We start from the raw sequence: 1,704 nt of genomic DNA on the forward strand, positions 1-1,704 counted from the left end.
AAAATTCTAGACAAGGAAGTGAAGAAATGCAGTTCACCACCGAGCAACAAAGTGCTGATGACTATCTAGAGGGGTTCGACGAATTCGACGATTTTGATGAAGAATTTTCTTCTTCTGACTTTGACAACATAGACGATTTAGACATATAACATGCTCAAAGAAAACGATGCTTTCGGTGCAGCAATAGCTGATTACGAAAACGGTATACACGGTGAGAACATTATCGTTCATTCCGATATTTGCGACGATGATGTAATTCCTGTTGACTGGTTATTCAGAACAGAAAACCAAATGCCAGAGATTGAAAAAAAGGCTTTGGAGTTGTGCAAAGGTAAGGTGCTAGACATTGGCGCATGTACCGGTGTTCACGCTGAAGCACTTATTTTAAAAGGATTTGAAGTTGAAACCATAGATGTTTCACCTGGTGCAGTTGCTTTCCAACAAAAGCTAGGGATAAACGCAAAGGAGCAAGATTTCTTTGCTATGACTGGTGGAGACTATGATACCTTATTGATGATGATGAACGGTATTGGAATTGCCGGTAAATTATCAGAATTGGAAAAGACCTTATTTCAAGCCAAGAAACTTTTAAAGCCAGGTGGTCAAATATTGTGTGACTCTACAGACATTAAATACCTTTTTGAAGATGAAGAAGGTGGAATGTGGGTAGATTTAAGTACAGAATACTACGGTAACTTCCAATTTCAAATGGAATATAAAGATGCGAAATCAGAATGGTTTGATTGGTTATATGTTGATTTCGGAAACTTGAAAACAACAGCCGAAAAACTAGGTTTCAATGTAGAATTGGTCCTTGAAGACGGACAAAGCTATCTCGCAAAACTTTCCCTAAATGCATAAATTAAAATTACTTAGCCTCTCCATAATTACCCTTGTAACGTTAAGCGCTTGTTTCAATAGAGCGCAAGTTACACCCTTAGCACCAGCGGATAAACCAACTTTGCTTTGGCGTATAGATAAAGGAGAAAACACCAAGGGATACCTTTTTGGAACGATGCACATCATTGCTGAAAAGTATTACTATTTCCCAGATAATTTAGAACAACTTATTTTAGATGCGGATAAGGTGGTTTTAGAAATTGGCGAAAAACCCAATGTTTTTGAAGTTGTAAGACTCATGCGCTCAACAGATGGAAACATCCTTGATAAAATGACACAAGCTCAACGCGACTCAGTTTACAATTTCATCGATAAAGAAATGGGGAAAAATCCAGAAAAGATTGCTCCTCGCTTAGGGGGAATGAAACCCATGATGTTACAACAATTCCTTGCTTCGGCTGCTTTTCCCAAAAAGTTCGAAAGCTACGAGGAAGATATTTACAAACTTCAGAATAAAGCAAAAGCTCCTTTCGTAGGTCTAGAAACGATGGAAGAACAAATTGCTTTGTTAGACAATGCAAGCACTAAAGAAAACATTGAAAGCATTATGGCTACTGTAAGAGATATTGAGGGAGCTCGTGCTGAAATAGAAAAACTCTCAAAACTACACCGTGAGGGAGATGTTGAGGCCTTGTATGAATTGATCAATAATCACCCTGAAATGGACGGATTAAACATGGATGACCTCTTGCTAAAACGCAACGCCAACTGGATTCCAAAACTCACACAAATTATGGAAAGTGAAAGTGCTTTCATAGCAGTAGGTGCTGGACATTTAGGGGGTGAACAAGGGGTTATTAACCT

Annotated in this window: 2 protein-coding genes; both read left to right on the forward strand. The window is 38.5% G+C overall.

The annotated features are described in order from the left end of the window. Positions 1–150: 150 nt before the first annotated feature. Positions 151–861 carry a class I SAM-dependent methyltransferase gene (locus R3333_RS14490; RefSeq protein ID WP_318959473.1) on the forward strand — a complete coding sequence of 237 codons (711 nt, stop codon included), beginning with the start codon at positions 151–153 and terminating at the stop codon, positions 859–861. Beyond that, positions 854–1,704: TraB/GumN family protein (locus R3333_RS14495; protein ID WP_318959474.1), on the forward strand; the 851-nt coding region annotated here is incomplete at its 3' end. The genes R3333_RS14490 and R3333_RS14495, both read left to right, overlap by 8 nt.

Source organism: Lishizhenia sp., assembly GCF_033720595.1.
GTDB lineage: Bacteria > Bacteroidota > Bacteroidia > Flavobacteriales_D > Crocinitomicaceae > Lishizhenia.